27 protein-coding genes, 3 tRNA genes and 1 riboswitch are annotated in these 22,238 nt (G+C 67.8%); of the genes, 17 read left to right on the top strand and 13 right to left on the bottom strand.

The window, feature by feature from the left end; translation table 11 throughout:
- The first annotated feature begins 41 nt into the window (after positions 1 to 41).
- Complete coding sequence (locus ABZX12_RS35250; RefSeq protein WP_355699773.1) at positions 42 to 770, top strand: polyprenol monophosphomannose synthase; 729 nt, start codon at positions 42 to 44, stop codon at positions 768 to 770.
- 3 nt (positions 771 to 773) lie between these two features.
- Here ABZX12_RS35250 and ABZX12_RS35245 read toward each other — a convergent pair whose 3' ends face one another.
- The 3 genes from ABZX12_RS35245 to ABZX12_RS35235 form a co-directional block, all read right to left on the bottom strand.
- The gene (locus tag ABZX12_RS35245; protein WP_355699772.1) at positions 774 to 1,745 is read right to left on the bottom strand and encodes a hypothetical protein; all 972 of its coding nucleotides are present in this window, start codon (positions 1,743 to 1,745) and stop codon (positions 774 to 776) included.
- A gap of 97 nt (positions 1,746 to 1,842) precedes the next feature.
- Complete coding sequence (locus ABZX12_RS35240) at positions 1,843 to 2,193, bottom strand: metallopeptidase family protein (protein ID WP_355699771.1); 351 nt, start codon at positions 2,191 to 2,193, stop codon at positions 1,843 to 1,845.
- A gap of 17 nt (positions 2,194 to 2,210) precedes the next feature.
- Positions 2,211 to 2,654 carry a hypothetical protein gene (locus ABZX12_RS35235; RefSeq protein ID WP_355699770.1) on the bottom strand — a complete coding sequence of 148 codons (444 nt, stop codon included), beginning with the start codon at positions 2,652 to 2,654 and terminating at the stop codon, positions 2,211 to 2,213.
- Positions 2,655 to 2,744: 90 nt separating this feature from the next.
- Between ABZX12_RS35235 and ABZX12_RS35230 the strand changes: the two genes are divergently transcribed.
- The 5 genes from ABZX12_RS35230 to ABZX12_RS35210 all read left to right on the top strand — a co-directional run bounded on the left by ABZX12_RS35230 (position 2,745) and on the right by ABZX12_RS35210 (position 3,912).
- Complete coding sequence (locus ABZX12_RS35230; protein WP_355699769.1) at positions 2,745 to 3,086, top strand: hypothetical protein; 342 nt, start codon at positions 2,745 to 2,747, stop codon at positions 3,084 to 3,086.
- On the top strand, positions 3,086 to 3,394 hold the full coding sequence (locus tag ABZX12_RS35225; RefSeq protein WP_355699768.1) for a hypothetical protein: 309 nt from the start codon (positions 3,086 to 3,088) through the stop codon (positions 3,392 to 3,394). The genes ABZX12_RS35230 and ABZX12_RS35225 overlap by 1 nt, the downstream gene beginning before the upstream one ends.
- Positions 3,395 to 3,584: 190 nt before the next feature.
- Positions 3,585 to 3,657, top strand: a tRNA-Glu gene (locus tag ABZX12_RS35220).
- A 59-nt stretch (positions 3,658 to 3,716) separates the two neighbouring features.
- Positions 3,717 to 3,793, top strand: a tRNA-Asp gene (locus tag ABZX12_RS35215).
- 46 nt (positions 3,794 to 3,839) lie between these two features.
- A tRNA-Phe gene (locus ABZX12_RS35210) sits at positions 3,840 to 3,912 on the top strand.
- 120 nt (positions 3,913 to 4,032) lie between these two features.
- Here ABZX12_RS35210 and ABZX12_RS35205 read toward each other — a convergent pair.
- Entirely contained in the window at positions 4,033 to 4,626 is a 594-nt protein-coding gene (locus tag ABZX12_RS35205; protein ID WP_355699767.1) for a YdcF family protein, read from the bottom strand.
- Positions 4,627 to 4,969: 343 nt separating this feature from the next.
- Between ABZX12_RS35205 and ABZX12_RS35200 the strand changes: the two genes are divergently transcribed.
- The 4 genes from ABZX12_RS35200 to ABZX12_RS35185 all read left to right on the top strand — a co-directional run bounded on the left by ABZX12_RS35200 (position 4,970) and on the right by ABZX12_RS35185 (position 7,316).
- On the top strand, positions 4,970 to 5,260 hold the full coding sequence (locus ABZX12_RS35200) for a DUF6247 family protein (protein ID WP_355699766.1): 291 nt from the start codon (positions 4,970 to 4,972) through the stop codon (positions 5,258 to 5,260).
- Complete coding sequence (locus tag ABZX12_RS35195) at positions 5,257 to 5,502, top strand: hypothetical protein (RefSeq protein WP_355699765.1); 246 nt, start codon at positions 5,257 to 5,259, stop codon at positions 5,500 to 5,502. Before ABZX12_RS35200 ends, ABZX12_RS35195 begins: the two co-directional genes overlap by 4 nt.
- A 105-nt stretch (positions 5,503 to 5,607) precedes the next feature.
- Entirely contained in the window at positions 5,608 to 6,090 is a 483-nt protein-coding gene (locus ABZX12_RS35190) for a hypothetical protein (RefSeq protein ID WP_355699764.1), read from the top strand.
- 449 nt (positions 6,091 to 6,539) lie between these two features.
- On the top strand, positions 6,540 to 7,316 hold the full coding sequence (locus ABZX12_RS35185; RefSeq protein WP_355699763.1) for a hypothetical protein: 777 nt from the start codon (positions 6,540 to 6,542) through the stop codon (positions 7,314 to 7,316).
- A 799-nt stretch (positions 7,317 to 8,115) separates the two neighbouring features.
- Here the strand turns inward: ABZX12_RS35185 and ABZX12_RS35180 are convergent.
- Positions 8,116 to 9,066 (bottom strand): CHRD domain-containing protein, encoded by a 951-nt coding sequence (locus tag ABZX12_RS35180; RefSeq protein WP_355699762.1) that lies wholly within the window; start codon positions 9,064 to 9,066, stop codon positions 8,116 to 8,118.
- A gap of 488 nt (positions 9,067 to 9,554) precedes the next feature.
- Between ABZX12_RS35180 and ABZX12_RS35175 the strand changes: the two genes are divergently transcribed.
- Positions 9,555 to 9,809 carry a hypothetical protein gene (locus tag ABZX12_RS35175; protein WP_355699761.1) on the top strand — a complete coding sequence of 85 codons (255 nt, stop codon included), beginning with the start codon at positions 9,555 to 9,557 and terminating at the stop codon, positions 9,807 to 9,809.
- Positions 9,810 to 9,847: 38 nt separating this feature from the next.
- Here the strand turns inward: ABZX12_RS35175 and ABZX12_RS35170 are convergent, their stop codons facing one another.
- Positions 9,848 to 10,675: a hypothetical protein gene (locus tag ABZX12_RS35170; RefSeq protein WP_355699760.1), complete on the bottom strand. Its 828-nt coding sequence runs from the start codon at positions 10,673 to 10,675 to the stop codon at positions 9,848 to 9,850.
- A 157-nt stretch (positions 10,676 to 10,832) separates the two neighbouring features.
- Entirely contained in the window at positions 10,833 to 11,501 is a 669-nt protein-coding gene (locus ABZX12_RS35165; protein WP_355699759.1) for a hypothetical protein, read from the bottom strand.
- A 416-nt stretch (positions 11,502 to 11,917) separates the two neighbouring features.
- On the opposite strand from ABZX12_RS35165, the gene ABZX12_RS35160 reads away from it, so the two are divergent.
- Positions 11,918 to 13,042, top strand: coding sequence for a helix-turn-helix domain-containing protein (locus ABZX12_RS35160; RefSeq protein WP_355699758.1), 1,125 nt, complete (start codon positions 11,918 to 11,920; stop codon positions 13,040 to 13,042).
- Entirely contained in the window at positions 13,039 to 14,244 is a 1,206-nt protein-coding gene (locus tag ABZX12_RS35155) for a hypothetical protein (RefSeq protein WP_355699757.1), read from the top strand. The genes ABZX12_RS35160 and ABZX12_RS35155 overlap by 4 nt, the downstream gene beginning before the upstream one ends.
- Here ABZX12_RS35155 and ABZX12_RS35150 read toward each other — a convergent pair.
- The 4 genes from ABZX12_RS35150 to ABZX12_RS35135 all read right to left on the bottom strand — a co-directional run bounded on the left by ABZX12_RS35150 (position 14,191) and on the right by ABZX12_RS35135 (position 17,753).
- Entirely contained in the window at positions 14,191 to 14,652 is a 462-nt protein-coding gene (locus tag ABZX12_RS35150) for a GNAT family N-acetyltransferase (RefSeq protein ID WP_355699756.1), read from the bottom strand. The genes ABZX12_RS35155 and ABZX12_RS35150 overlap by 54 nt on opposite strands.
- A gap of 121 nt (positions 14,653 to 14,773) precedes the next feature.
- Positions 14,774 to 15,826: a serine hydrolase domain-containing protein gene (locus ABZX12_RS35145; RefSeq protein ID WP_355699755.1), complete on the bottom strand. Its 1,053-nt coding sequence runs from the start codon at positions 15,824 to 15,826 to the stop codon at positions 14,774 to 14,776.
- Between the two features lie 68 nt (positions 15,827 to 15,894).
- Positions 15,895 to 16,221 (bottom strand): tyrosine-protein phosphatase, encoded by a 327-nt coding sequence (locus ABZX12_RS35140; protein ID WP_355699754.1) that lies wholly within the window; start codon positions 16,219 to 16,221, stop codon positions 15,895 to 15,897.
- A gap of 107 nt (positions 16,222 to 16,328) precedes the next feature.
- Positions 16,329 to 17,753 (bottom strand): MFS transporter, encoded by a 1,425-nt coding sequence (locus ABZX12_RS35135; protein WP_355699753.1) that lies wholly within the window; start codon positions 17,751 to 17,753, stop codon positions 16,329 to 16,331.
- Positions 17,754 to 17,846: 93 nt separating this feature from the next.
- On the opposite strand from ABZX12_RS35135, the gene ABZX12_RS35130 reads away from it, so the two are divergent.
- Together ABZX12_RS35130 and ABZX12_RS35125 are read left to right on the top strand one after the other, a co-directional pair.
- Positions 17,847 to 18,500: a TetR/AcrR family transcriptional regulator gene (locus ABZX12_RS35130; protein WP_355699752.1), complete on the top strand. Its 654-nt coding sequence runs from the start codon at positions 17,847 to 17,849 to the stop codon at positions 18,498 to 18,500.
- A gap of 80 nt (positions 18,501 to 18,580) precedes the next feature.
- Complete coding sequence (locus tag ABZX12_RS35125; RefSeq protein ID WP_355699751.1) at positions 18,581 to 18,766, top strand: YegP family protein; 186 nt, start codon at positions 18,581 to 18,583, stop codon at positions 18,764 to 18,766.
- 63 nt (positions 18,767 to 18,829) lie between these two features.
- Here ABZX12_RS35125 and ABZX12_RS35120 read toward each other — a convergent pair whose 3' ends face one another.
- Positions 18,830 to 19,192, bottom strand: coding sequence for a YciI family protein (locus ABZX12_RS35120; RefSeq protein WP_355699750.1), 363 nt, complete (start codon positions 19,190 to 19,192; stop codon positions 18,830 to 18,832).
- A gap of 95 nt (positions 19,193 to 19,287) precedes the next feature.
- Between ABZX12_RS35120 and ABZX12_RS35115 the strand changes: the two genes are divergently transcribed.
- Positions 19,288 to 20,250 carry a threo-3-hydroxy-L-aspartate ammonia-lyase gene (locus ABZX12_RS35115; protein ID WP_355699749.1) on the top strand — a complete coding sequence of 321 codons (963 nt, stop codon included), beginning with the start codon at positions 19,288 to 19,290 and terminating at the stop codon, positions 20,248 to 20,250.
- Positions 20,251 to 20,521: 271 nt separating this feature from the next.
- Positions 20,522 to 20,713, top strand: a riboswitch (cyclic di-AMP (ydaO/yuaA leader).
- Positions 20,713 to 21,573 (top strand): NlpC/P60 family protein, encoded by an 861-nt coding sequence (locus ABZX12_RS35110; protein ID WP_355699748.1) that lies wholly within the window; start codon positions 20,713 to 20,715, stop codon positions 21,571 to 21,573. (Overlaps the previous riboswitch by 1 nt.)
- A gap of 143 nt (positions 21,574 to 21,716) precedes the next feature.
- Here the strand turns inward: ABZX12_RS35110 and ABZX12_RS35105 are convergent, their stop codons facing one another.
- Positions 21,717 to 22,205: a hypothetical protein gene (locus ABZX12_RS35105; RefSeq protein WP_355699747.1), complete on the bottom strand. Its 489-nt coding sequence runs from the start codon at positions 22,203 to 22,205 to the stop codon at positions 21,717 to 21,719.
- Between the last annotated feature and the right edge of the window lie 33 nt (positions 22,206 to 22,238).

Below are 22,238 nucleotides of genomic sequence, written 5' to 3'. Positions count from 1 at the left end.
GGGGATGCGATAGCGTCCGGTGTCTCCGACGAAGGAAAGTCATGGGTGAGCTAGCCAAGATCGTGGTCGTCGTACCGACCTACAACGAGCGGGAGAACCTGCCCGTGCTGGCCGGGCTGCTGTCCGACCTGAACCTGCCCGGCCTGGAGCTTCTCGTCGTCGACGACAACTCCCCCGACGGCACGGGCGACGTCGCCGACGAGCTGGCGAAGGCGTCGCCGGAGACGGTCGGCGTCCTGCACCGGACCGTGAAGGACGGCCTCGGCCGCGCGTACGTCGCCGGGATCACCCGCGCGCTCGACGAGGGCGCCGACATCGTCATCCAGATGGACGCGGACCTCTCGCACCCGGCCTCGGTCATCCCGACCATGGTCGAGATGCTGCGCACCACCGACGCCGGCGTGGTGATCGGCTCCCGGTACGTGCCGGGCGGCTCGGCCGCGGCCGAGTGGGGCTGGCACCGGCGCGCACTGTCCGCGTTCGCGAACGTCTACGTGAACGCGATCCTGCGCCTGCACGTGAAGGACGCGACGGCCGGGTTCAAGGCGTGGAAGGCGGACACCCTGCGCTGGATCGACGTGGCGTCGATCCAGAGCAACGGGTACTCGTTCCAGGTCGAGATGAACTACCGCACGGTCAAGCGCGGCCTGAGGATCGCCGAGACCCCGATCCGCTTCGAGGAGCGCACCGAGGGCGTCTCCAAGATGAGCCTGAAGGTCCAGCTCGAATCCGCGCTGATGCCCTGGAAACTCCTGTTCGGCCGCTCCTAGGCCCTAGATCGACCGGGCCAGCGAGGCGAGCATCCGGTCGCCGTCCCGGAAGACCGCCTTCTGCGCGTCCTTCCGGGCCGCGACGCACAGCGTGACCGTCACGTTGTGCACCGATTCGACGCCGGTCATCGTCGTACACCTGGCGACCATCGAGAAGACCGTGCCGTCCGGCGCGGTGTACCGGCCGGAGTAGCTCAGCGCGGCCGCGGCACCGATGTTCGAGTTCGCCGGGCTGACGGTCCGGACCGGGCTCTGCTTCACCGCCTTCAGCCGGTCGGCCTTGATCAGCGCCCGCGCGACCGCCGCGACCGCGGTCCGCGGGGCGATACCGGCCGGGTTGACCACGGCCATGGCGGCACCCGCCCTGGTCGTCGCGCCGAGCGTGACGGAGTACGTCGTCGAGCGGCTCTTGCGCCAGCCGGCGGCGGGGGCGACGTACACGTCGTCGTACACGAGGATGCCCTTGTCGACGTCCTTCAGGGTGCGTCGCCGTTCCGGAGTCGTTGGCGCGACCGACGGCGTCGCCGGTGCGGTGGTGGACGGACTGGTGGACGGGGGTTCCGTCGACGGACTGGCGGTCGGGGTGGACACGCCGTCGGTGTACGTGGCGGTCGGGACCGGGGCGTCGGCCGCCGCGGTGTCGTCGCCGCCGGTCAGGAGGACGACGGCGCCTCCGACGAGCCCGAGCACCACGACGGCCGCGGCTGCGGCGAGCCACGGGCCCTTGCCGCGCTTGGGCGGCTGGTGGTTGCGGAACGGGTCGTACTGTGGGCCGCCGTACTGCGGGGGTTGCATGCCGTGCTGCGGTGGTGGCACGGCGTGCTGGGGCGGCTGGCCGTACTGCTGGGACGAGCCGTACTGCGGTGGCTGGCCGTACTGCTGCGGCGGGCCGTACTGGGGCAGCGGGGCGGTGCGGTCCTGCGGGGCGCCGTACGGGTTGTTCGGGTTCCAGGCAGGCGGTTGCTGATCGCTCACGGGCGAAGGCCTCACTAGATCGTTCAAAAGAGTAGGCGGACCGGTCCCCGAAACCGGCCGCCCGAGGCTACCCCACCGAACCGCGATCGGCCTACGGTCAGCCGTACCCGAGTTCGTGCAGCCGGGCGTCGTCGATGCCGAAGTGGTGCGCGATCTCGTGCACGACGGTGATGTTGACCTCGTCGACGACGTCGTCGAAGGTCTCGCAGATCGCCAGCGTCGGGTTCCGGTAGATCGTGATCCGGTCCGGCAGGACACCGCCGTAGTAGTGCCCGCGCTCGGTCAGGGGGATGCCCTCGTAGATCCCGAGCAGCTCCGGATCGCCCGCCGGCGGCTCGTCCTCGACGAAGACCGCCACGTTGTCGATCAGCGCCGCCAGCTCCTCCGGCACCTCGTCCAGCGCCTGCGCGACCAGCGTCTCGAAGTCCGCCCGGCTCATCTCGATCACGCTGCCAGCGTAGTGAGTCAGAGCCAGCCCTGACGGGACGCCTGAACGCCGAGCTGGAACCTGCTCTGCGCGCCCAGCGCCTCCTGCAGCCGGCCGATCCGGCGGGCGATCGACTCGTCGGTGAGGCCGGCGCTCAGGTAGGTCAGCAGCCGTTTCGCCTCCAGGCTCGGACCGGTCGTCACGTCGTGCAGTTCGGTCCTGCTGGTGATCGGTCTGGCGGATCGCCGTACCGAACGCCACGGCGCAGTGCCTCGAACAGGCCGTCCAGAGCTTGATCTGGTCTGGGCCCAACTCGGGCTGCCCGACAGCCCGGTCCGGGACGCCCTGCTCGCGGCCATCGACCCGACGCAGTACGAGTGCTCCAGCGCGACGCCACCCGTGGTGGCGGCGATCATGCCCGACGTCGCGTCGTGGACCTTCGAGCAGCGTCTCGCCGTGCTGCACGTGCTGCTGTTCGACATGGCGATGCTGGACGCCGTGTACTTCCCGCAGAGCGGCCCGTTCAGCTACGGCGTACAGGGTGAGTTCACTCACACCGTGAACAAGACGTGGTGCCGGCGCACGGGCGGATCATGCTCGACGCCGAGCGGAACTACCGGGTGTTCACAGTCCTGTACAACGCCGACCCGGCCGCCTCACGGGTCTCGGCGGACCTGGTCGCCCGTGAGATGAACAGCGCCGGGCTCGGGTACGGCGACCTGCCGCTGTTCACGTTCAACGCGTACGCCTCTCCGGGCGGCGAGACCACCCCGGGGTACGGCGCCTCGCACCGGCGGATCGTGTTCGGCGACGGCGTCCTGGAGGGCTTCGCGAAGGTCGGACTGAGCGACTGGCGCCGCAGGCGATCCTGGCGCACGAGTTCGGTCACCAGGTCCAGTACTCCGACGGGCTGATGCGTACCGACCTGCCCGCGCCGGAGTCGTCCCGGTGGGCCGAGTTGATGGCCGACGCGTTCAGTGCGTACTTCCTCACACACGCGCGCGGCGAGGCGATGAACTGGAAGCGGGTCCAGGCCTTCGGCCAGATGTTCTACCAGCTGGGCGACTGCGGCTTCACCGCCGCCGGCCACCACGGCACCCCCAACCAACGAATGCGGTCCGCCCTCTGGGCCTACGGCCTTGCGGACGCCGCCCGGCCACAGGCTTCGTCCTGCCAGCGCTGGGTTTCCACAGCCTCTTCTCCGCGCAGTGCACGCAGCTGATCGCCCCTGACGCGACCACCTGACATCGCGCGATCAGCTGTCCCGGCCGGTCAGTCCCACCCGTCCCGGGGCGCCGTACGCCGACCTCCTCCCCGGCGTACGGCGCCCCGTCAGGAACTCGTTTTGGAGCCTGACAACATGTCCTCTATGCTTACGGCTGTCCCTGGAGCTTCGGCTCCCGCGGGTCCGAGTCCCCATCGTCTAGTGGCCTAGGACGCTGCCCTTTCAAGGCGGTAACGCGGGTTCGAATCCCGTTGGGGATACGGCCGAAAGGCCGGTGCAAGAAGTACCTCGAAGATGCTGTAAGATCATCGAGTCGCGAGGCCCAGTGGCGCAGTTGGTTAGCGTGCCGCCCTGTCACGGCGGAGGTCGCGGGTTCGAGTCCCGTCTGGGTCGCCAGGAGAAGGCGGCGGTGTCCACAACACCGCCGCCGAATTTTCTCCCCGGTCAGGTAGCTCAGCTGGTAGAGCGTCCGCCTGAAAAGCGGAAGGTCGGCGGTTCGAGACCGCCCCTGACCACCCTTCTCATCTGCGGTTTCTCGTTCCGAGAACCGCCGATCCTCTGCAATGACCGCAACGTCTGTTCGGTGTCCTCTGGTCGGGAACCGGCCCCTGACCTTCCGCCAAGTGTCGGAGAGGTCAGCGATCAGTACGCACCCAACCGGCATCAGTGCGCTGCAGCAGATCAAAACCGTCAGCGTCGAGTCCTCGCATGTACCGCGTCTCACGATGAACCGAACGCGGACAGGACTCCGCCCAGTTCTGCCGACCCAAGACGAGCCGTCGCCCCGTATTGAAAGGCTCGTAAGCAGCCGCGTAGATCCGCTCGATGTGCGGAGCATGCGCGGCGAGATTAACCAGCGCCCGGCGATGAAACCACTTGACAACCGCGATCACCGAGCGGACATAACCGACAGCTTCGGCAATCAACGGCGCGGCCATCGTCACATTCTCCAAGGTCGTGGTCGAGCGATCCTCCACGATCACCGCCTCCTCGGGGACGCCTGCTCCGAGCAGGAGTCGTTGATGCACGACCGCCTCGCTGATACCCCGCGGATGGCGATCCGGCCCTCCCGTGGTGACGACAAGCGGAGCACGACCCGCGTGGTACAAGTCGGCAGCCAGCTCCGCGGGCGTCCAATGGAGAGTTCCGAAAATGAAGATCAGGTCAGCTTGCAAGACGTCCCCTGCCTGCGCCTCGATCAGGTCCAAGTCGACGGCATCGTGATCCACAGAAGGCGCTCCCACCGGTGACCTGACGAACTCTGTCCTGGCTGACGCTACAGAACCGTGCAGGCAGGTGGGAGAGTCCCACTGACTGACCGCAACACCCAGCGCCAACCGACGACGGAGCCAAGCGGCGATCCGCTCACTGGCACTACGTCAAGGGCGAGCGCACGTAACGCTGTCGAACTGAAAAGCGAAGGTCGGCGGTTCGAGACCGCCCCTGACCACACCTGTCACCTGCGGTTTCTCGGTCTGGGGACCGCCACCACCTCGCCAGGACCGCCGGTCAGTTCGATGGGGTGTGGAGAGCTTTGATACGCGGAGGGTCTGCTCAGAGTAATCTGGTGACATGACTGCTCAGCCGATGCAGAGCTCGCCGGACGACCCCAGCGAGATCCTCCGCCTATTGCCGGCGAAGTGGCATGAGCAGTTCCTCAGCGAGTACCACGGCGCTCTAGATGCTGCCCACGAGGTGTGGCGCTTCCAGCAACTGCGGGACGTGTTGCACCTCTGGCGCCTGCGGGCTGTCGCGTACTCCGGTCCGGGCTTCGATGATGCACTGCAAGCGACCCGCGAGGGTCGACCTGACGAGTTCGTTTCGGCCGAGCAGGCGATACCGGGCTGGTCCGATCGGCTGTGAGCTACCGCGTGGAGTTTCACGCATCCGCATTGGCCCAGCTGCAAGGACTGCCTTCATCGGCATTCGACGCTTTGGTCGAACGTGTCAGCAAACTGGTCGGTGCGCCGTGGGAGACCCAAACCCTCGATCGAGATGAGCCGAACTTTCGGCAATGCACCTTCGGTGGCCTCGGGCTGCTGTCCTTCCATGTCGACGACGATCGCGAGCAGATCCGGATCTTTGACGTGACCTGGGTCGGCTGAGCTATGACTCGTCTACCGTTGGTCCTCACGGGCGGACTCGCGGGTGGGTAAAGCGTAACGGCGCGCACTCTCGCGGAAAGTCGCCCGAGATGTGCCTTCATCGATGTGGATGACGTGCGCCAATTCGTCGTCACCGGTGCTGCCGCTCCGTGGGAGGGAGAGGAAGGCCGGGAACAGCAGTGGCTCGGTGTGACAAACGCTTGCAGCCTGGCACGCAGTTTCCTGGCCATGGGAATTGAGGTCATCGTCACTGACGTGCTCACGCCAGAGACCTGCGACCTGTACAGATGCGGGCTACCCGGGTGCCTGATCGTGCATATGACGGTCGGTTTGCCAGAGGCGATGCGGCGTGCGGCGTCCCGCAAGGTCTGGCTGACTGACCATGAATTCCGAATGCTGCACGACGCGGACGCAGCGAACCCCCGGACGCCGACCATCGCATCCAGGGGTGGACACACTCGACTTGGAGAACCAGGCCGAGAAGGTGGCGAGACTCTGGAAAGCAAGTCGATGATCCGCCCACGGGCGACCGTGGATGTGCAGGATCTGTGTCGACTGTCCCGGCGGGTGCCGAACGACTCGGTGTGAATGGCATCGAAGAGGTCGTGAGCCACCCGAGATTGCGCTGCTAGCCGACCGCAACCAGGACTGCAACGGCCAACGTCAGCCGCCGACCTCGCCCTACGGAGCGAGCCACTGAGCAACTGTTCTCGTAGGCAGCCCCAGAGCCGCGGTCGAACTGAAAAGCGGAAGGTGCGCACCCAACCGGCAGCAGTCGGCCGCAGCAGACCGACCCGTCGGCGTCGAGCCCTCGCACGTACCGCGTCTCACGCTGCTTGAGGGGCCGAGAAGGGAAGCGGATACTCGGCCCCATGGTGGGGAAGGTGTGGTTGGGGGTGGTGCTGGTGCTGGCTCTCGGAGGGTGTGGGTCCGAGGCAGCGCCGGGCTCTGCGCCCAGTAGTACGTCGGCCCCTCGGCCGGCATGGAAGACACCGGGCGGTGATCTGGTGCCGCAAGCTCAGCCCACACAAGCATTTGTGGAGCGCGCGGGAGTGGTGGCGCGGGTCGTCCGGGCGGCGGGGATTCCGACGCCGGTGACCGGGGTCTTCTTGTACTCGACGCGGACGCCGGGGCTCGGGTTCGACACCTCGCAGCAGAAGAACTCGTGGTCGTCCGGGCGGGTCGCCTTCGCGGACGGGGTCCAGTTCCCGGAGGGTGGTACGACGCGGGTCTTTTTCGCGGATGGGTCGAATGAGACGATGCAGGTGCTCGACGCTCAGCAAGCTCTGACCGAGGCGATCGGGCCGCCGAACGACATCTGCGAGCGGATGCCGAGCTGCGAAACGCTCACGATCACCGGCGGCTCGTTGACGATGACCGACGTGGAGACCAGCCATGGCCGGGTGACCGTGCCGGCTTGGTCCTTCACGGTGCGAGGCCTGTCGAGACCTCTTGTCGCCGTCGCAGCCCCCGCGGATGTGCTCAAGTCGCTGCAGTGGCCCGACCCGCTACCCGGCCTCGCCCGGCTCGAGCAGGGTCTGCTCCGCGTCGGCGTTCTCGACTGGGTCGACGGCAAGACCCTCAGTTTCGAGCTGAGCCACGGACTCTATGAGACCGACCTCCGGGCCCACGTCGTCGAGTACGACGATCTGGTGGTCATCGGCGGCAGTCACGGTCCATTGCTCCCGGGCGGCGCGGACGTGGGGAAGACATCGACCGCGGTCGTCACCCTCGGCAAGCCGCTCGGCGACCGGGCCGTCGTCGCCGCGGATACCGGCCTACGTCTCACGCCGTACCCGTACCTCAGAAAGTGATGGAGGTGAGGTTCGGGGTTGGTCGGCGAGGGGCGTTCGGCGGGGAGGAGGCGCCGTGGAAGCCGTGGACGCCGGAGGACGCAGTCGGCGTCGGCGGGTTCGGCGACCTGGCCGCCGTAGACCAGGGCTCGGATCTGATGACCGCAACCGGGACCGCAACAGGTGGCGACAGCAACCATCCGAGCCGACCGACGAGCCTTGCTCTGCAACACCGGCTCCATGGAGCCCAAGGACCGCAGTCGACCTGAAAAGCGGAAGTTCGGCGGTTCGAGACCGCCCCTGACCACCACCACCCTCTCCGGTCGCCGGGGAGGGATTTTTCTTTCCCACGCACGCATCGCAGGCGCTTTCTTCGTCGCTCCGCTCCTCAGCGCACCTGCTCCTGCGAGCTCCCACCCGCCCTCCGGCTTGGCACCGGCCTCCTGCGAGCTAACGCTCGCCTCTGCGGGCTGCCGCCCACTTGTTGCGCGCTGCCGCGCGCGTGCGACGACGTACGCCGGCCAGGACCGAGTCGCACCGCGTCGTCTGACGGGCATTCACAGTGTGGTCGTGTGTGCGGGCTGATCAGTTGTCCAAAGGTCGTCATCGTCAGGTGTACGGCGGCGTGCCCACCGATGTCCGGCGTGGGGTGAGCTCAGTCCGAAGCAGACTCCTACCCGGACCGGCGACACTGGTCGCCAACGGTATTCAAAGACGATGGCCTCGACCCCTTCTAGCTCAAGGGGTCGAGGCCATCTTGCCGATCGAACAAGCGTCACGTCAGATGCGGGCGCGTGGCGGCTCCTTCAGATCGCAGTGGCTAGCCGTTGATGAACACGTAGTCGGCCTGGTACGGGATGTTGACGAGCGGCGTGGTCTGCGGGTCGCAGGTGCCGGTTGGGGCGACGCCGCCGACTGTGTTGAGGCGAAGCACCTCGACGGCGTTCGACAGCAGTCCGGAGGAGTTGCCGATCTGGGTAGCGTCGAGGTCCAGTTCGGCGATGTTGCCGGCTCCGTTGGCGTTCTTGGAGACGACCTTGCCGGTGACAGCGCTGCCATCAGCTGCTTGCCACTGCGGCGGGCCGGCGGCCGGCTGGACGAAGGTGTGGTGGATGCCGCCGGTGAGGCGCGCCTCGACGTTGTTCTGGGTGAAGGCGAACGAGCCGTCGGATTGCATGGTGCAGGCGTAGATCTGGCTGCCGAGGACCACCGACTCCTGCACTGCGGCCGCTCCGGTCGTGCTGACCGCGTGACTGAGGCGGTGCAGCTGGGCACGTACGGCTCCGTTCGGGAACTCGTTGGTGCGCAGCTCGGTGTAGAAGCCGCCCGGGTTCGAGCGCAATGCGTCAAGCACGGCCGGGTCGGTGACGGTGACGCTGCCGGAGGCGGAGCTACCCGAAAGACGGCTCGTAGTGAACAGAGGCACGACGACAGGGCCGTCCGCTCCTCGACCGGCGGCGTGGATGGCAGCCTCGGTCGGGGTGGCGATGCCGCGCCAGGACACCGAGTAGCTGAGCGTATTGCCCTCGATGCCGATGAGTTCCAGCGCCTGCCCGTCCGGATCGCCGCCCGTGACTTCGTTGCGGCCCTCCAGGCTCGCGACGAGGCTGGCGGGTGCTGCGGTCGGGTCGCCCGGCACGGTGATCCCCGCCCCCTGTGTCACCTGGGTACTCGCTCCCGCCGCGCCGACAGCAAGAGTGGCGGAGGCGGCGGTCGCGACGACGGCGGCGCCGATGCCACGGGCCAGGCGGCGTTTGGTGCTCTGAGACATGGTGATGGTCCTTCCGGATCTGCGGCCGATGCTTGTGCACGGCTTCCATCAGGCAGTACGTCGATTTGCCTGCGGGCGCCCAGCCGGAACGTGCGGGAAAGCTCACAGCCGCCTAGGTGAACCGAATCGATGTCGCATGCGTGTCACGAGTCCTGGCCGTTGGCCCAACCGCCTGTCGCTGGGTCCAGCGACAGATCCAGCAACACCATTCGCCAGCCACTACCGCCGGTGGACGGTAAGCCCTGCTCCACAGCGGTTATGCGCGCCAGCAGGCCAAGGTCGGTCGAACTGAAAACGGAAGGTCGGCGATTCGAGACCGCCCCTGACCACCACCGCCCTCTCCGGTCGCCGGGGAGGGGTCTTCTTTCCCACGCGCGCCACGCGGCCGCGCGCGACGACGCCCGTGTGATGAGGTCGCGGCGGCGACAGGTGCTGACGGCGGGAGTAGCATTTGCCATGCCGGCCTGGGGGAACCTCGGGGGGATACCGTGGCCGATCAGCAGAATTCAGCGAGCCGAATCGCGGAGAGCGTCATCGCCGCGGTCATCCTCGCCATAGTCACCTGGGCCTGGAAACGGGACGTCGTCGGCACGCTCTGCATGTTCGTCGCCGCCGGCTGCGCGTACTACATGATCAGGGGCGCCCGGAAGTCCGGCAACAGCAAGGCCTACTGGCGTGGCATGGTTCCGTACCTGCTTGGCGGCGTCGTGCTCGCCGTGGTCCTCATCCTCTTGTTCCCGTAGCCCGCGGGACGGCGACCGATGCACTCCCGGCGGCACGTCTACCTGAGGTTTGGATAGAACGTGAGTCTGGCGCCTGTGATGGCGTTGATGATGGGGCGGTTGCCTAGGGGCTGGGCGAGGGTGAGGGTGGCCGGCGTGCTGACGCCGACGGCTCGGCAAGCGACTTGTTCGTTCGTGTGGGATCCGCCGATGAGGACCATGTCGTCGTACTCGATGGCGTGAGCCTGGAGGTTGGTGTCGCACGCGCCGTGGTGGAGGGTGAAGGTGATGGTGTCGCCTCCGATCCGGGTAAGTCTGCCGACAACAGGACTGTCGCGGTCGGGCTCGGCGAGGCCGGGTGGCGGGGTGGGCTCGGCGAGAGGCTTGAGGACGTCCTGAGAGATTGCCACGGCGACGATCGGTCTCGACAGGCCTCGGACGGTGAACGACCACGTGGGGACGGTCGCACGTCCTTTACTCGTCTCGACCTCGGCTGTTTTCAAGGACCCGCCGGTGATCGTGAGCCTGCACTTCGACGCCGGTACGGCGAGATGCCCGCAGTTGTCGTACGGCGTCCCGATCGCTTCGCTCAGCGCGCGCCGCGGATCGAGAACACTCGCCGAGAAATTCGACCCGTCGCCGAAATCGATGCGGGTAGTGCCGCCCGCTCCGAGTTTCACGCCCGGCGCGATGGCGATGTGACCCGCGCCCCATGCAGCCTTCTGCTCGCTGGTGTCGAACATCAGGCCTGGCGTGCGGGACGTGTACAGGAAGACCCCTTCGGGCGGCGCTGGGATCCCAGCTCCGCGGACGGCTTCCGCGACCACGCGCGCACGTTCGAGGAACGCCGGAGTCGGAGGACCCTGCGGTATCTGCGTCGGGTCCACCGAGCGAACCGTTGCCGGCGTTGCAGGGCTCGGCGCGGAAGTCGACGCCGTTTGGTTCCCGCACGCGGGCAGCACGAGAAGTGCGAGTACGAGCGGACCGAACCTGAAGAGGATCATACTTAGTAGACGCGCCGAAGACCCCCAACCGTTGGGGAGCTCAGGTCGGCTGTGCCTGTCGGCGGATCAGCAGTACGGCGATCGTCACGAGCCACAACCAGACGGCCAGGTAGGGAATCAGCCAGGCAGGTTCGATCGTCCATAAGAACTGGGTGAAGCCCAGAGCGACACCGCCGATGACTCCCCAACGCCCCAGCCAGCGCGGCAGGGCGCGCGACGTGAGGATGATCCATCCGCACGCGAAGGCGAACCCGCCCATGGGCAGCCAGATGTTGGTGAGCCCCAGATGGCCGACGTCGTACGCGAAGGCCAACTGTCCCTGGTCGAGCTCCGCGGCGCGATGGGTCGCCGCTTCCTCCGCCGAGTCGAGGATGACGAAGCCGGCAACCAGCACTGCGGACAGGAACGCCATCGTCGACCGCAACGGCACCTCTCCGTCGGCCCTGCGGAGAAGCAGGGCCAGCCCCACCATGAACCAGAGCAGCACGAACATGCCGATGTCGGCCACGATCTCCAACTGCTGGATCCAGGTCGCGTCCAGACCCCGGACATACTCGGCGGCCTGAGCGGAAGTCGCCTTGATCGGCGGCTCGCCCGGCGAACCGGCGATCAACCCCACGAACAGCACCACGGTGCCGACCAGGCCGGTCACCCCGATCCCCCGCGCAAGCGGGTCGCCGCGCACCAGCACCACGTCACGATCCGTCATGCCCTCAGAATGCGCCGCACCCTCCCGTTTGCCCACTACCGCCCGCGGGTTCGCCGCGAGGCAGGGCGTCCCGGCCGCCACCGAGCAAGGGCGGGGAACCTGCTCAGGTCGTGTCGAGCACCCCGCCCGGCTCCTCAGATGCTGCTGTTATCCGCGCGTCGCGTGGTTTCAGTTGGCTTCAGGTCGACTTCAGTATTACGGTAGATCCACGGTGTAACTGCGGTCAATCGCCAGTTTGTCAGGAGCAATGGCGATCGGAGCCGTACCAGAGAGCCCCCAGTCGTACGGCGACAACACCATCGGGTGACCCCCGGCGGCGCGGAGTACAGCGGGGCTCGGTGGAGTCAGGTAGAGCGGGGTACCGGATCGGCCGATCCGCCGCCCCCGCAGTTGGTCGACCATTTTCGGGAGTGACAGTGGCCCCCTCTCCAGAGGCCGTACGACTCGCCAGGCGACTCCGGGACCTCCGGGAAACCGCGGGACTGACCCAGAAGGACGTGTCGCAGGCGCTCAGCGCCGACGTCCGGGTCGCGGTGGCGACGATCAGCTCGTGGGAGTCGCAGAGCAACCCGAAACTTCCCCCCGAGGACCGGCTGCGGTCGTACGCGCTGTTCTTCGCGATGTCGCCGACCCTCGAGCGGCTGCCGCGCGAGCAGGACCTGAGCCCGGCCGAGCGCGAGCGCTTCAGCACCCTGCAGCGGGAGCTGATGACGCTGCGGGACGACGTGCGCCACCAGCAAAGCGGTTCGTCGTCGTCCAGCAGCTCGTACACCTTCGACTTCGAGTCCGGCCGGATCACGCTGATCTGCCCGGAGGTGCCGGAGCTCGGCCGTTCGCCGCTCGCGGACGAGGACAACCCGAACCACACCCGGCTGTACAAGTACGCCGACCTCGACGCGCTGATCGAGATGTGGGGGCACGTGCGCGCCTCCAACCCGGAGCTCCGGGTGCGGCACCGGCTGCCGTCCGAGGTGAGCGCCGACCACATGTCCGGCCATCTGATCCTGATCGGCGGCATCGCCTGGAACCGGGTCACCAGTCGGCTGCTGCGGGTCCTCGACAACCTGCCGATCCGGCAGATGTCGGTCCCGGACCTGGCCGACGGCGAGATCTTCCGGTCGCGCGACGGCCGCGAGTACCGGCCGCTCTGGGAGGAGCGCAAGGGCGCCGTGGAGGACGACGCGCCGAGCAAGGCCGAGCTCGAGGCGGAGCAGGCCCAGGACGCCTGGAAGGGCGACACTCCCCGGGAACTGGTCGAGGACGTCGCGCTGTTCGCACGGCTGCCCAACCCGTTCAACCACAGCCGGACCATCACCATCTGCAACGGCGTCTACAGCCGCGGTGTGCTGGGCGCGGTCCGGATGCTGACCGACGACGCAGTCCGGGAGCGCAACGAGGTCTACCTGGCCAACAGATTCCCCGGCGGCGTGTACGGCCTGCTGATGCGCGTACCGGTCATCAACGGCGAGGCCGTCACCCCCGACCTCGAGATCGAGGACAACCGCCTCTTCGAGTGGTCGCCGGAGGACGAGGACGCATGAGCCGTCGCGCCAGACAAATCAAGGCGTCCCACGCGGGCCTGCTCTTCGACGGATCCGTTCCGGTTGCAGCTTCCGCGAACACGCGCCTGGACGCGATCGTCGTACCGGCCGCGCGGCCGGCGTCGGAGCTGCAGAGCGTCATCACACTGTCCGCCGAGCTGGATGTGCCGCTGGTCGTCCTCTGCAGCCACAGCGCGCAGGTCGGGCAGGTCGTCCAGCGGGTGAAGGGCACCTTCCGCGCCCAGGCGCTCGTCATCGACGTCCCCGAGGGCTACCGGCCGCCGTGCCCGGCCCCGAAGACCTCCGCCGAGAAGTTCCAGAACGCCTCGGCCGGCCGCGCAAGCGATCTCAGCGCGAAACGCAACATCGGTCTGTTGCTCGGCCGGCTGCGCGGCTGGAACAAGATCCTGTTCGTCGACGACGACATCAGGCAGCTCAAGGCGCGGGACGTCCGGCGCCTCACCGGGTACCTGGACCGGCACCCGGTCGCCTCGATGGTCAGCTGGGACTTCCCGGACAACTCGGTGGTGTGCCACGCACGCCGGCTGGTCGGGTCGCAGGACGTGTTCGTCAGCGGCGCGGTCCTCGGCGTGGATCTGCAACGCCCGGAGCTGTCCTTCTTCGCCGACATCTACAACGAGGACTGGTTCTTCTTCGCCCGGCACGCGGCACGGCGGGCGATCCCGAAGATCGGCGAGGTCCGGCAGCTGGAGTACGACCCGTTCGCGGATCCGGACCGGGCGGCCCGGGAGGAGTTCGGCGACCTGCTGGCCGAGGGGCTGTACGCGGCTTTCGAGGGCCAGTCGGGCTCGACCTTCGAGGAGCAGCTGCGGATCGCCATGGAGCCGTCGTACTGGGACTACTTCAAAACCGTCCGGATGAAGACGATCACCGCGACACTCGCCGACGTCCGGGCCGCTAAGTCCTCGTTCGACGACATCGAATACCGCCGCATCGAGAAGTCGCTGGAAACCGCGAAGGCCTGGGCCCTGAAGATCTCCTCGAAGCTGTGTGTGGAGTTCATCGAGAGCTGGCAGGAGGACGAGGAGCTCTGGCAGAAGATGCTCAGCAACCTCCCGGCCCGGCTGAGCAAGCAGGAGGCGCTGCGCCACCTCAGCCTGCCGAACTGGGTGTCCTGCGGCTACGGCCTACCGACAGAATCGGAGACGGATCTCGCACCGGCCGGAGTGGTCTTCCAGTAGCTGACGTTCGCCGGTGGGGCTGAACCCGAGCCGGTCGTACACCTGGCGTGCGACCGCGTTCGTGTCCAGCACCCACACCCGCCACTCGGTGACATCGGGTTCGATCGCCGCGAGCTCGGCGAGGACGGCCCGCAGTACGCCGGTCCGGCGGTACCGCGGGTCGACCCAGACCGACTCGATGTGCCGTTCGTACGGCGGCCGGTCCAGCACCCGCACCGAGCTGGCCAGGCCGATGATCCGCGCCTCGTCGCGGGCGACGACCCATCGCATCCGGGTGAAGCGCTCGCGCCAGCCGTCCTCACCGACGGTCACCTCGACCTCGTAGTCGGCGATGTACGCCGACGGTGAATCCTTCAGGGCCCGGAGGCGCACCTCCCGGGCGATGGGCCAGTCGTCGGCACCGAGCATGGCAAGTTCCAAGGTCCCGGACCCCTTCGGGAGATGGCAACAAGGCATCCATACCAGTGTCGCCGTTTCCCAGGATCACCAAACCGCAACGCGGACAATGTCACATCGGGTGACCGGTTTCTCAGCAGATCACCCGGTCGATGAAGGCGTCGACGGACGCGTCCGGGTTGTCCGGGAGGTGCGGGGTGACGGCAACCGTGACCTGCCGCCGGGTGTCCTCGGTCGCGAACGAGTAGGCCTGGTACGCGAGGGCGTCACCGTCGTTGCCGTACACCCGCACCTTGCAGGCCGTGTCGTGCCATGAGAGCCCCAGGCCGTACCGGCCGTTCGGAGTGCCCGGCGTCTTCATCGCGTCGAGCAACCGGGCCGGGAGCAGGTGTCCGCCGAGCAGCGCGGCGAAGAACCGGTTCAGGTCGCGGGTCGTGGAGATCATGTCGCCGGCCGCGCCGAACAGTGTCGGGTTCAGTTCGGTGAAGTCGACCAGCCCGCCGTCCTTGGGCACGTAGCCGTGCGGGTGCGGTCCCTTGATGTACGGCGACGTCCCGGGCAGCGTCGTACCGTGCAGCCTCAGCAGGCGGATCAGCCGCCGCTCGATCTCCTCGGCGTACGTCCGGCCGGTGACCTTCTCGATGATCTCGCCGACGAGCAGGTAGTTCGTGTTCGAGTAGTCGTACTGCGAACCCGGCGTGTCGAACACCGGGGGATGCGCGAGCGCCCGCTCGATCTGCTCGGCCGCGGTCCAGGTCCGGTACTGGAGCGCGTAGAAGTCCGGACTCGGCGGCATCGGCAGCGTGTCCTTGAAGTCGTACAAACCGCTGGTGTGGTTGAGCAACTGGCGCACCGTGATGTTCGCGCCGTTCGGGACGACGCCCGGCAACCAACGCTCCACCGAGTCGTCGAGCCGGATCCGCTGCTCGGCGACGAGCTGCAGCACGACCGTGGCGACGAACGTCTTGGTGATACTGCCGGCCCGGAACCGCCCCGCCACCGGGACCTTCCGCGAACTCCCCAGTTCCGCAACTCCGCTGCTGCCCCGCCAGACCTGCCCGCCGTCCCGCACTTCCGCGAGCGCGCCGATCGCGACGACGCCGTCGAGCCCTTTCTGCAACTCCTGCGGCGAATTCACCGAAGGAACCACGGCCATCGCCGCAGCTGTCACCAATGCCACCAGCATCCCGATCTCCTCATGTGTCTGTTCGGTCCCCCAAGCCTTCAGCTCATGGACCGCACACACATCAGGGATCACCCCGTGAGGCGACTACGTAGCTCACCCAGTTGTCCAGCAGTCACCCCGGCGCGCAGAAGATAGGCCGCCGCTCCGCCGTACCGATCGTCCAGATGCGACAGCAACCGGAGAATGTCGTAGCGGGACGCAACAGAAGCTTCGTAGTCGGCGGCAATCACTTCGCGGGGCGCACCGAGCAGGTCGAGCGTCAACGCGACGACAACTCCGGTCCGGTCCTTACCCGCATGGCAATGCACCACCACACACCCCGGCGGCGCCTCCACGATCGCCGTCACCGCTGACGCGATGCGTCCGCTGAAGTCGTCGACGAGTACCCGGCTCACCTGTCGCCGTCGGTAAGCCGCCGAGGTCGCGGGTGTTGCGGCAGTCCGGCCAGATCAGAGGGCGCATGGGGTGCAGCCTAGATCGGCCGGACGTTGCTGCCAGCAACTTATGCGGCGGCGGTGGCTTCGGTGAGCTGCTCGGACGTGGGCTGGAGTTGCGGGGTGGCGAAGGTCAGCAGGACGTTGGCGACGGCGAAGGCGGCAGCGGCGAGCAGACCGCGCTCGTACCCGGACTGCAGCGCCTGGAGCTGGGTCGCGCCGTGGGTCAGCTCGTTGGTGGTGTGCGTGATCGACAGCGTGGTCACGATCGCCAGACCGAGCGCACCGCCGACCTGGTACATCGCATTGACGACACCCGACGCCGCACCGGCCTCGGCGGGACGGACCTCGGACACCGCGCTGATCTGCCCCGGCACGCCGACACCGATGATGCCGAACCCGAAGATGATCAGCCCCGGCAGCAACTCGGAGCTGTAGCTACCGGTCGCGTCGGCCTGCGACAGCAGGAGCAGCCCGGCGACGCTGAGCACCGCACCGGCGACCTGAACCGTCCGCGTCCCCCACCGCTGCACGAGCTGCGAGGCGAGGACCGCGCCGACGATCGCCGCGCCGCCCATCGGCAGGAAATGGATCCCCGCGTCGAGCGCACTGTCCCCACGAACCTGCTGCAGGTAGATAGCGGTCAGGAAGAACATCGACAGGAACCCGGCGCCGTTCAGCGCCAGCGACGCGCCGGACACGCTCAAGGCCCGCGACCGGAACAACCGCAATGGAACGAGCGGCGCTGCCGACCGGGACTCCACGATCACGAACGCCGCCAGCAGGACGACGCCTGCCGTCAGTACGCCGACGACCTCGAACGAACCCCATCCAGAAGGCTCCGAGCGCACCACACCATAGACAACGGCCATCAGGCCGCCAGTGCCGAGAACCGCGCCCAGCGTGTCGAAGGTACGGCGACCCGTCGCATGCCGCACGTCGCGGACGAACACCGGGATCAGCGCGACCAGTGCGATCACGATCGGCACGTTGACGAAGAACACCCACTGCCAGCTCAGCGAATCGACGAGCACACCGCCCGCGACCACTCCGAGGGTCCCGCCCAGGCCGGCGAGACCGCCCCAGACGCCCATCGCGATGTTGCGCTCACGCCCATGGGCGAAGGTCATCGTCAAGATGGCGAGCGCCGCCGGAGAGAGCAGAGCACCGCCGAGGCCTTGGACAGCGCGGGCGCCGATCAGGAACTCCGGCGAGTTGGACAGGCCGGCGACCAGTGACGTGGCGCCGAACAGCACCAGGCCCGCGGTGAACACGCGGCGCGGACCGAGCAGGTCGGCCATCCGCCCGCCGAGCAGCAGGAAGCCGCCGAAGAGCAGCGTGTAGGCGTTGATCACCCATTGCAGGGAATCGGCGGAGAAGTTCAGGTCCGCCTGGATGTGGGGCAGCGCGACATTCACGATCGTCACGTCGAGCACCACGATGAACTGCGCGAGAGCCAGCACCGCCAGGGTGGCCCAAGGACTGCGTCGCATCGCCGTACCTCATTCGGAAGTCATGTCTACACCGTATGTATACGGCGTAAGCTTACGGAGTAGACACTAGGTCTACGGTGTAAACTTGTCAACGTGATTACCAAAGAGCGCCTCGACCCGGACAAGATCGTCGACACCGCGCTGGCCATTGCGGACGACGAGGGACCCGCTGCGATCTCGTTCCGGAAGTTGGCCGCGCAGCACGACGTCACTCCGATGGCGCTCTATCGGCACTTCAAGGACAAGGACGACCTGCTCGCGGCGCTGGGCGACCGGCTGCTCGCGGACATCGTCCTGCCGGAGCCCACCGACGAGCCGTGGGACCGGCAGCTGCACGCGCTGCTGACCGCATTCGTGACGGCCTTGCGGGCGCACCCGCGGCTGGCGGACCTGACACTGACCCGGATTCTGGTCGCCGAGCCCGGCCTCGCCCTGGCGGAGCGGGCGCTGGAGCTGCTGGTCGAGGGCGGATTCTCCGTCGACGACGCGGCCGAGGTCGGCCGGCAGTCGATCTGCTCGCTGATCGCGCTGGTCACCACCGACCCCATCGTCCGCGAGTTCGGCGACCCGGTGGCCCGTGAGGCGTCACTGCGCCGCAAGCGTGCCTCGCTCGGCGCACTCTCGCCCGAGCGCTACCCGCTGATCACCGCGTCCGCCGGCTCACTGATCTGCTCGCCGTCCCAGGAGCAGTACTACGCCGTCGGCATCGACCTGGTCGTCGGCGGCATCCGCGGCGTCCTCGCGTAGGGCGTGTGTGCCTGCCGTTTGCGTCACCGGAGGACTACGCTCCGAAGCGGAGCGATACCACTCTCTATGGAGGTACACCGATGGCGGGGAAGTTCGAGCTGTACAAGGACAAGTCCGGTGAGTTCCGGTTCCGCTTGAAGGCCGGGAACGGCGAGGTCATCGCCACCAGCAGCGAGAGCTACGGCACCAAGGCCGCCGCACTGAACGGGATCGACTCGATCAAGCGGAACGCTGCCGAGGCGAACGTCGACGACCAGACGGACTGAGATCCCAAGAAAACAAGGGGGTTCTCCACAACCTGTGGAGAACCCCCTTCGTCGTCGGAGCGGTCAGAGACCGTCCGCGAACTCGACGCCGCGGACCTCGACACCGAGGCCTTCGATGCCGGCGTCCGGAATCATCGCGGCCAGCTCGCAGGCGCGCTCGCGAGACGCCACGTCGACCAGGTAGTAGCCGCCGAGGAATTCCTTCGACTCCACGAACGGACCGTCGGTGACGGCCGGCAGCCCGTTGCGGACCCTGACGACCGCCGACTGGGCCGGCTGCTGCAGCGCGACCGTGCTGTGGAACTCGCCGGACGCCTTGATCGTGTCCATGAACTTCTGATGCCCGCTGCCGATGGCCTGCTGCTCCGCCTCGGGCAGCGCGGCGATCACGTCGGGGTTGACATTCAGGACCAGTAGGTACTTCACGATGTCTCCTTCACCAGCGGCCCCCGGTGTGGGCGCCTCTCAACCATCAGTACGGAGCGCTCCGGCCGATCTTGACATCGGTATAGCGTCACCCCATGTCGGAGCTGAGTCTCACAGATGTCCGGGCCGCGGCCGATCGCCTCGCCGGGGTCGCGCACCGGACGCCGGTCCTCACCTCGCGGACGCTCGACGAGCGGGTCGGGGCGCAGGTGTTCCTGAAGGCGGAGAACTTCCAGCGGATCGGGGCGTTCAAGTTCCGCGGCGCGTACAACGCGATCAGCAGGCTCTCCCCGGAGCAGCTCGCGACGGGCGTGGCGGCGTACTCGTCGGGCAATCACGCACAGGCCGTCGCACTGGCGGCCCGGCTCGCCGGGACGTCGGCGGTGATCCTGATGCCCGAGGACGCCCCGCCGACGAAGCTGGCCGCGACCCGCGGGTACGGCGCCGAGGTGGTGACGTACGACCGGTACAGCCAGGACCGGACCGCGCTGGCTCACGAGCTGGCCGCGGAGCGCGGGCGGCCGCTGATCCCGCCGTACGACCACCCCGACGTGATGGCCGGGCAGGGCACGGTCGCACTCGAGCTGATCGAGGAGGTCGGGCATCTCGGCGCCCTGCTGGTCCCGGTCGGCGGCGGTGGACTGATGGCCGGCTGCGCGACCGCGGCCACGCTGATGTCCCCCGGGATCCGGATGATCGGCGTTGAGCCGGCCGCGGGCGACGACCACGCCCGGTCACTCGCGGAGGGCGAGCGGGTCGAGATCGCCGTGCCGCGGACCATCGCGGACGGGCAGGCGGTCTCGACGCCCGGCGAGCTCACCTTCGCGGTGAACCAGCGGCTGGTCGAGGCGTTCGAGCTGGTCAGCGACGAGGAGATCGTGGCCGCGATGGCGTTCGCGTTCGAGCGGCTGAAGATCGTGCTGGAGCCGAGCGGGGCGAGCGCGCTGGCAGCACTGCTGGCCGGGCGGATCCACGGACTGCCGGAGCGCGTCGGAGTGGTGCTGTCGGGCGGGAACGTGGGGCTGGAGCGCTTCCACGAGCTGCTCGGAGGTAGCTGAATCCGCAAGGACTTTAGGGTGCCCTGACCACCCTCTGTGCCCGTTGTCACAGAAAGCCACCATCGAATGTGGCGCAGATCACACAGGAGCGCTCATTTGCCGCCTGCGCCCCGCTCAGACGCGCTCAGGACACCTGGTGTTCACCCCGGCTTACTGAGCCGTCAGGGGCCCTCTCAGGCCCTTGCCGGAACGGCTTTGTGGATCTGAGGGTTTGCGTCGTGATCCTTCTGTTATACAGTCGTCGGCGGTTCGGTAAACAACACGAACCGCACACGAGTCAACGCCGAGCTCCGCCAGGCTCGTGTGCTCCCCTCGAACAACCATGGCGGAGGTGGGGGACCCAGGAGGTTGGGTCTCGACCGTGAGTGGTCGAAACCCTGGGGTGAAGTCCGCGGGAGCGGACCGGGCTATGAATCCCAGCCCGAACCCGACAGCTAACTTCACAGGCGTCGGGAGACAACCATGCCCGTCACTGCCCGACGGACGTCGCTTCTGCGCGCCGTCAGCCAGACCGCTGAGTCCAGTACCGACCGGCCCACGGGCCGGACCCTGGCAAAGCACCGCAAGACCACCCGTCCGGGTGCGCCCCGGGCCGCAGCGGCCGTTCTTTCCGTCGGCCTCGCTGTCGGCGGCGGCGCCGCACTGTCCGTGACGACCACGTCGGCCGCCTCGGCGTCGACCAGCTCCACCACCGCGACCACCGTGCCGCGCGGGTACTGGAGCATCCCCAGCAAGCCCCTGCTCCGGTACGGCGACAAGGGCACGACCGTCAAGTACGTCCAGCGAGCCCTGCACCTGGGTCCGGACGGCTACTTCGGCTCGAGCACCGTCCGAGTGCTGAAGAAGTTCCAGACCTCCTGGGGTCTGAAGGCCACCGGCTACACCGACAAGAAGACCTGGGGTCGGCTGACCTGGGCCGCCAAGCACAAGGTGCTCTACGGTCCGTACGGCACCTCGACCGGTTCCGTCGGGACCTTCCGGGCCAAGGTGCTCCGGGAGGCGGCCAAGCTCAAGGGCACGCCGTACCGCTACGGCGGCACCAGCCCGCGCGGCTTCGACTGCTCCGGCTACACCGGCTATGTGTACAAGAAGGCCGGCAAGAAGCTGCCGCGCACGTCGCGCCAGCAGTACAGCGCGACCAAGCACATCAGCCGCAAGGCCGCCAAGCCGGGCGACCTCGTGTTCTTCCGCAGCGGTGGCGGCGGTGTGTACCACGTCGGCATCTACGCCGGCGGCAACATGCTGTGGCACGCCTCGAAGCCGGGTCGTCCGGTCGCGAAGGCGAAGATCTGGACCAGCAGCGTGGCCTTCGGCCGCGTCTGAGTCCTGACCGGCCGGCGTCCTCCCCCCAAACTGGGCGCCGCCGGTCGTCAGCGTCCTCATCCCCCCAGGCACGCTGACTTCCGAAACCGGCCCGAACCGTCGCCCCCCACCCCTCCGACGGATCGGGCCGGTTTCCTGTCTGCTCAGGCCAAGGCTGTGTTGACGGCCGCCAGGAGATCCTTCGGCTGCCGAGCCGGAACCGCCAGCAACTCAGGGGAATCGGTACGGCGGACCACGATCCACTGCACGCCGCGCCCCAACCGACCCCACGCTCCACCGACGATCCGCACGCCGGTCTCGCCGACGACATCGCTCGCGGTCTGGGTGTTGAGCCTGTCCAGCTGGTCTTTGCTCAGCACGGCTTCGGCCGGATGGGCACCGAACGACCGATCCAGGTCACGCAGTACCAGCGTGTGCTTGCCGACCACCAACTCCTGGCGGGTGACGCGGACGTTCCCGTACCGGGCTTGCGCGAAGAAGTAGATCGCCACCGGGAGTAGCACGACGCCGGCCACCAGGAGGACCGGCTGAGCGATCAGACCGCCGATACCGATCAGTGCGAGCGCCGCGACGGCCAGACCGCCGTACACCCACTGGTTGCCCATGCTCTTGCGATACAACGTCTCGTCCACGGCGCCAACCCTAAGGGCGCGCAGGTGTACGCG

It is taken from the genome of Kribbella sp. NPDC003505 (assembly GCF_040610875.1).
Lineage (GTDB): Bacteria > Actinomycetota > Actinomycetes > Propionibacteriales > Kribbellaceae > Kribbella.
The sequence above is the reverse complement of the archived record's forward strand: the minus strand, read 5'-3'. Positions and strand labels throughout refer to the sequence as shown.

Bases quoted from the DNA above. Each gene is read 5' to 3' on its own strand.
- ABZX12_RS35180 (WP_355699762.1), bottom strand. From the start codon at position 9,066: ATGTCTCAGAGCACCAAACGCCGCCTGGCCCGTGGCATCGGCGCCGCC.
- ABZX12_RS35125 (WP_355699751.1), top strand. From the start codon at position 18,581: ATGGCGGGGAAGTTCGAGCTGTACAAGGACAAGTCCGGTGAGTTCCGG.
- ABZX12_RS35225 (WP_355699768.1), top strand. From the start codon at position 3,086: ATGCGTACCGACCTGCCCGCGCCGGAGTCGTCCCGGTGGGCCGAGTTG.
- ABZX12_RS35135 (WP_355699753.1), bottom strand. From the start codon at position 17,753: ATGCGACGCAGTCCTTGGGCCACCCTGGCGGTGCTGGCTCTCGCGCAG.
- ABZX12_RS35115 (WP_355699749.1), top strand. From the start codon at position 19,288: ATGTCGGAGCTGAGTCTCACAGATGTCCGGGCCGCGGCCGATCGCCTC.
- ABZX12_RS35145 (WP_355699755.1), bottom strand. From the start codon at position 15,826: ATGCTGGTGGCATTGGTGACAGCTGCGGCGATGGCCGTGGTTCCTTCG.
- ABZX12_RS35200 (WP_355699766.1), top strand. From the start codon at position 4,970: ATGACTGCTCAGCCGATGCAGAGCTCGCCGGACGACCCCAGCGAGATC.
- ABZX12_RS35155 (WP_355699757.1), top strand. From the start codon at position 13,039: ATGAGCCGTCGCGCCAGACAAATCAAGGCGTCCCACGCGGGCCTGCTC.
- ABZX12_RS35250 (WP_355699773.1), top strand. From the start codon at position 42: ATGGGTGAGCTAGCCAAGATCGTGGTCGTCGTACCGACCTACAACGAG.
- ABZX12_RS35235 (WP_355699770.1), bottom strand. From the start codon at position 2,654: ATGTCGAACAGCAGCACGTGCAGCACGGCGAGACGCTGCTCGAAGGTC.
- ABZX12_RS35150 (WP_355699756.1), bottom strand. From the start codon at position 14,652: ATGCTCGGTGCCGACGACTGGCCCATCGCCCGGGAGGTGCGCCTCCGG.
- ABZX12_RS35110 (WP_355699748.1), top strand. From the start codon at position 20,713: ATGCCCGTCACTGCCCGACGGACGTCGCTTCTGCGCGCCGTCAGCCAG.
- ABZX12_RS35165 (WP_355699759.1), bottom strand. From the start codon at position 11,501: ATGACGGATCGTGACGTGGTGCTGGTGCGCGGCGACCCGCTTGCGCGG.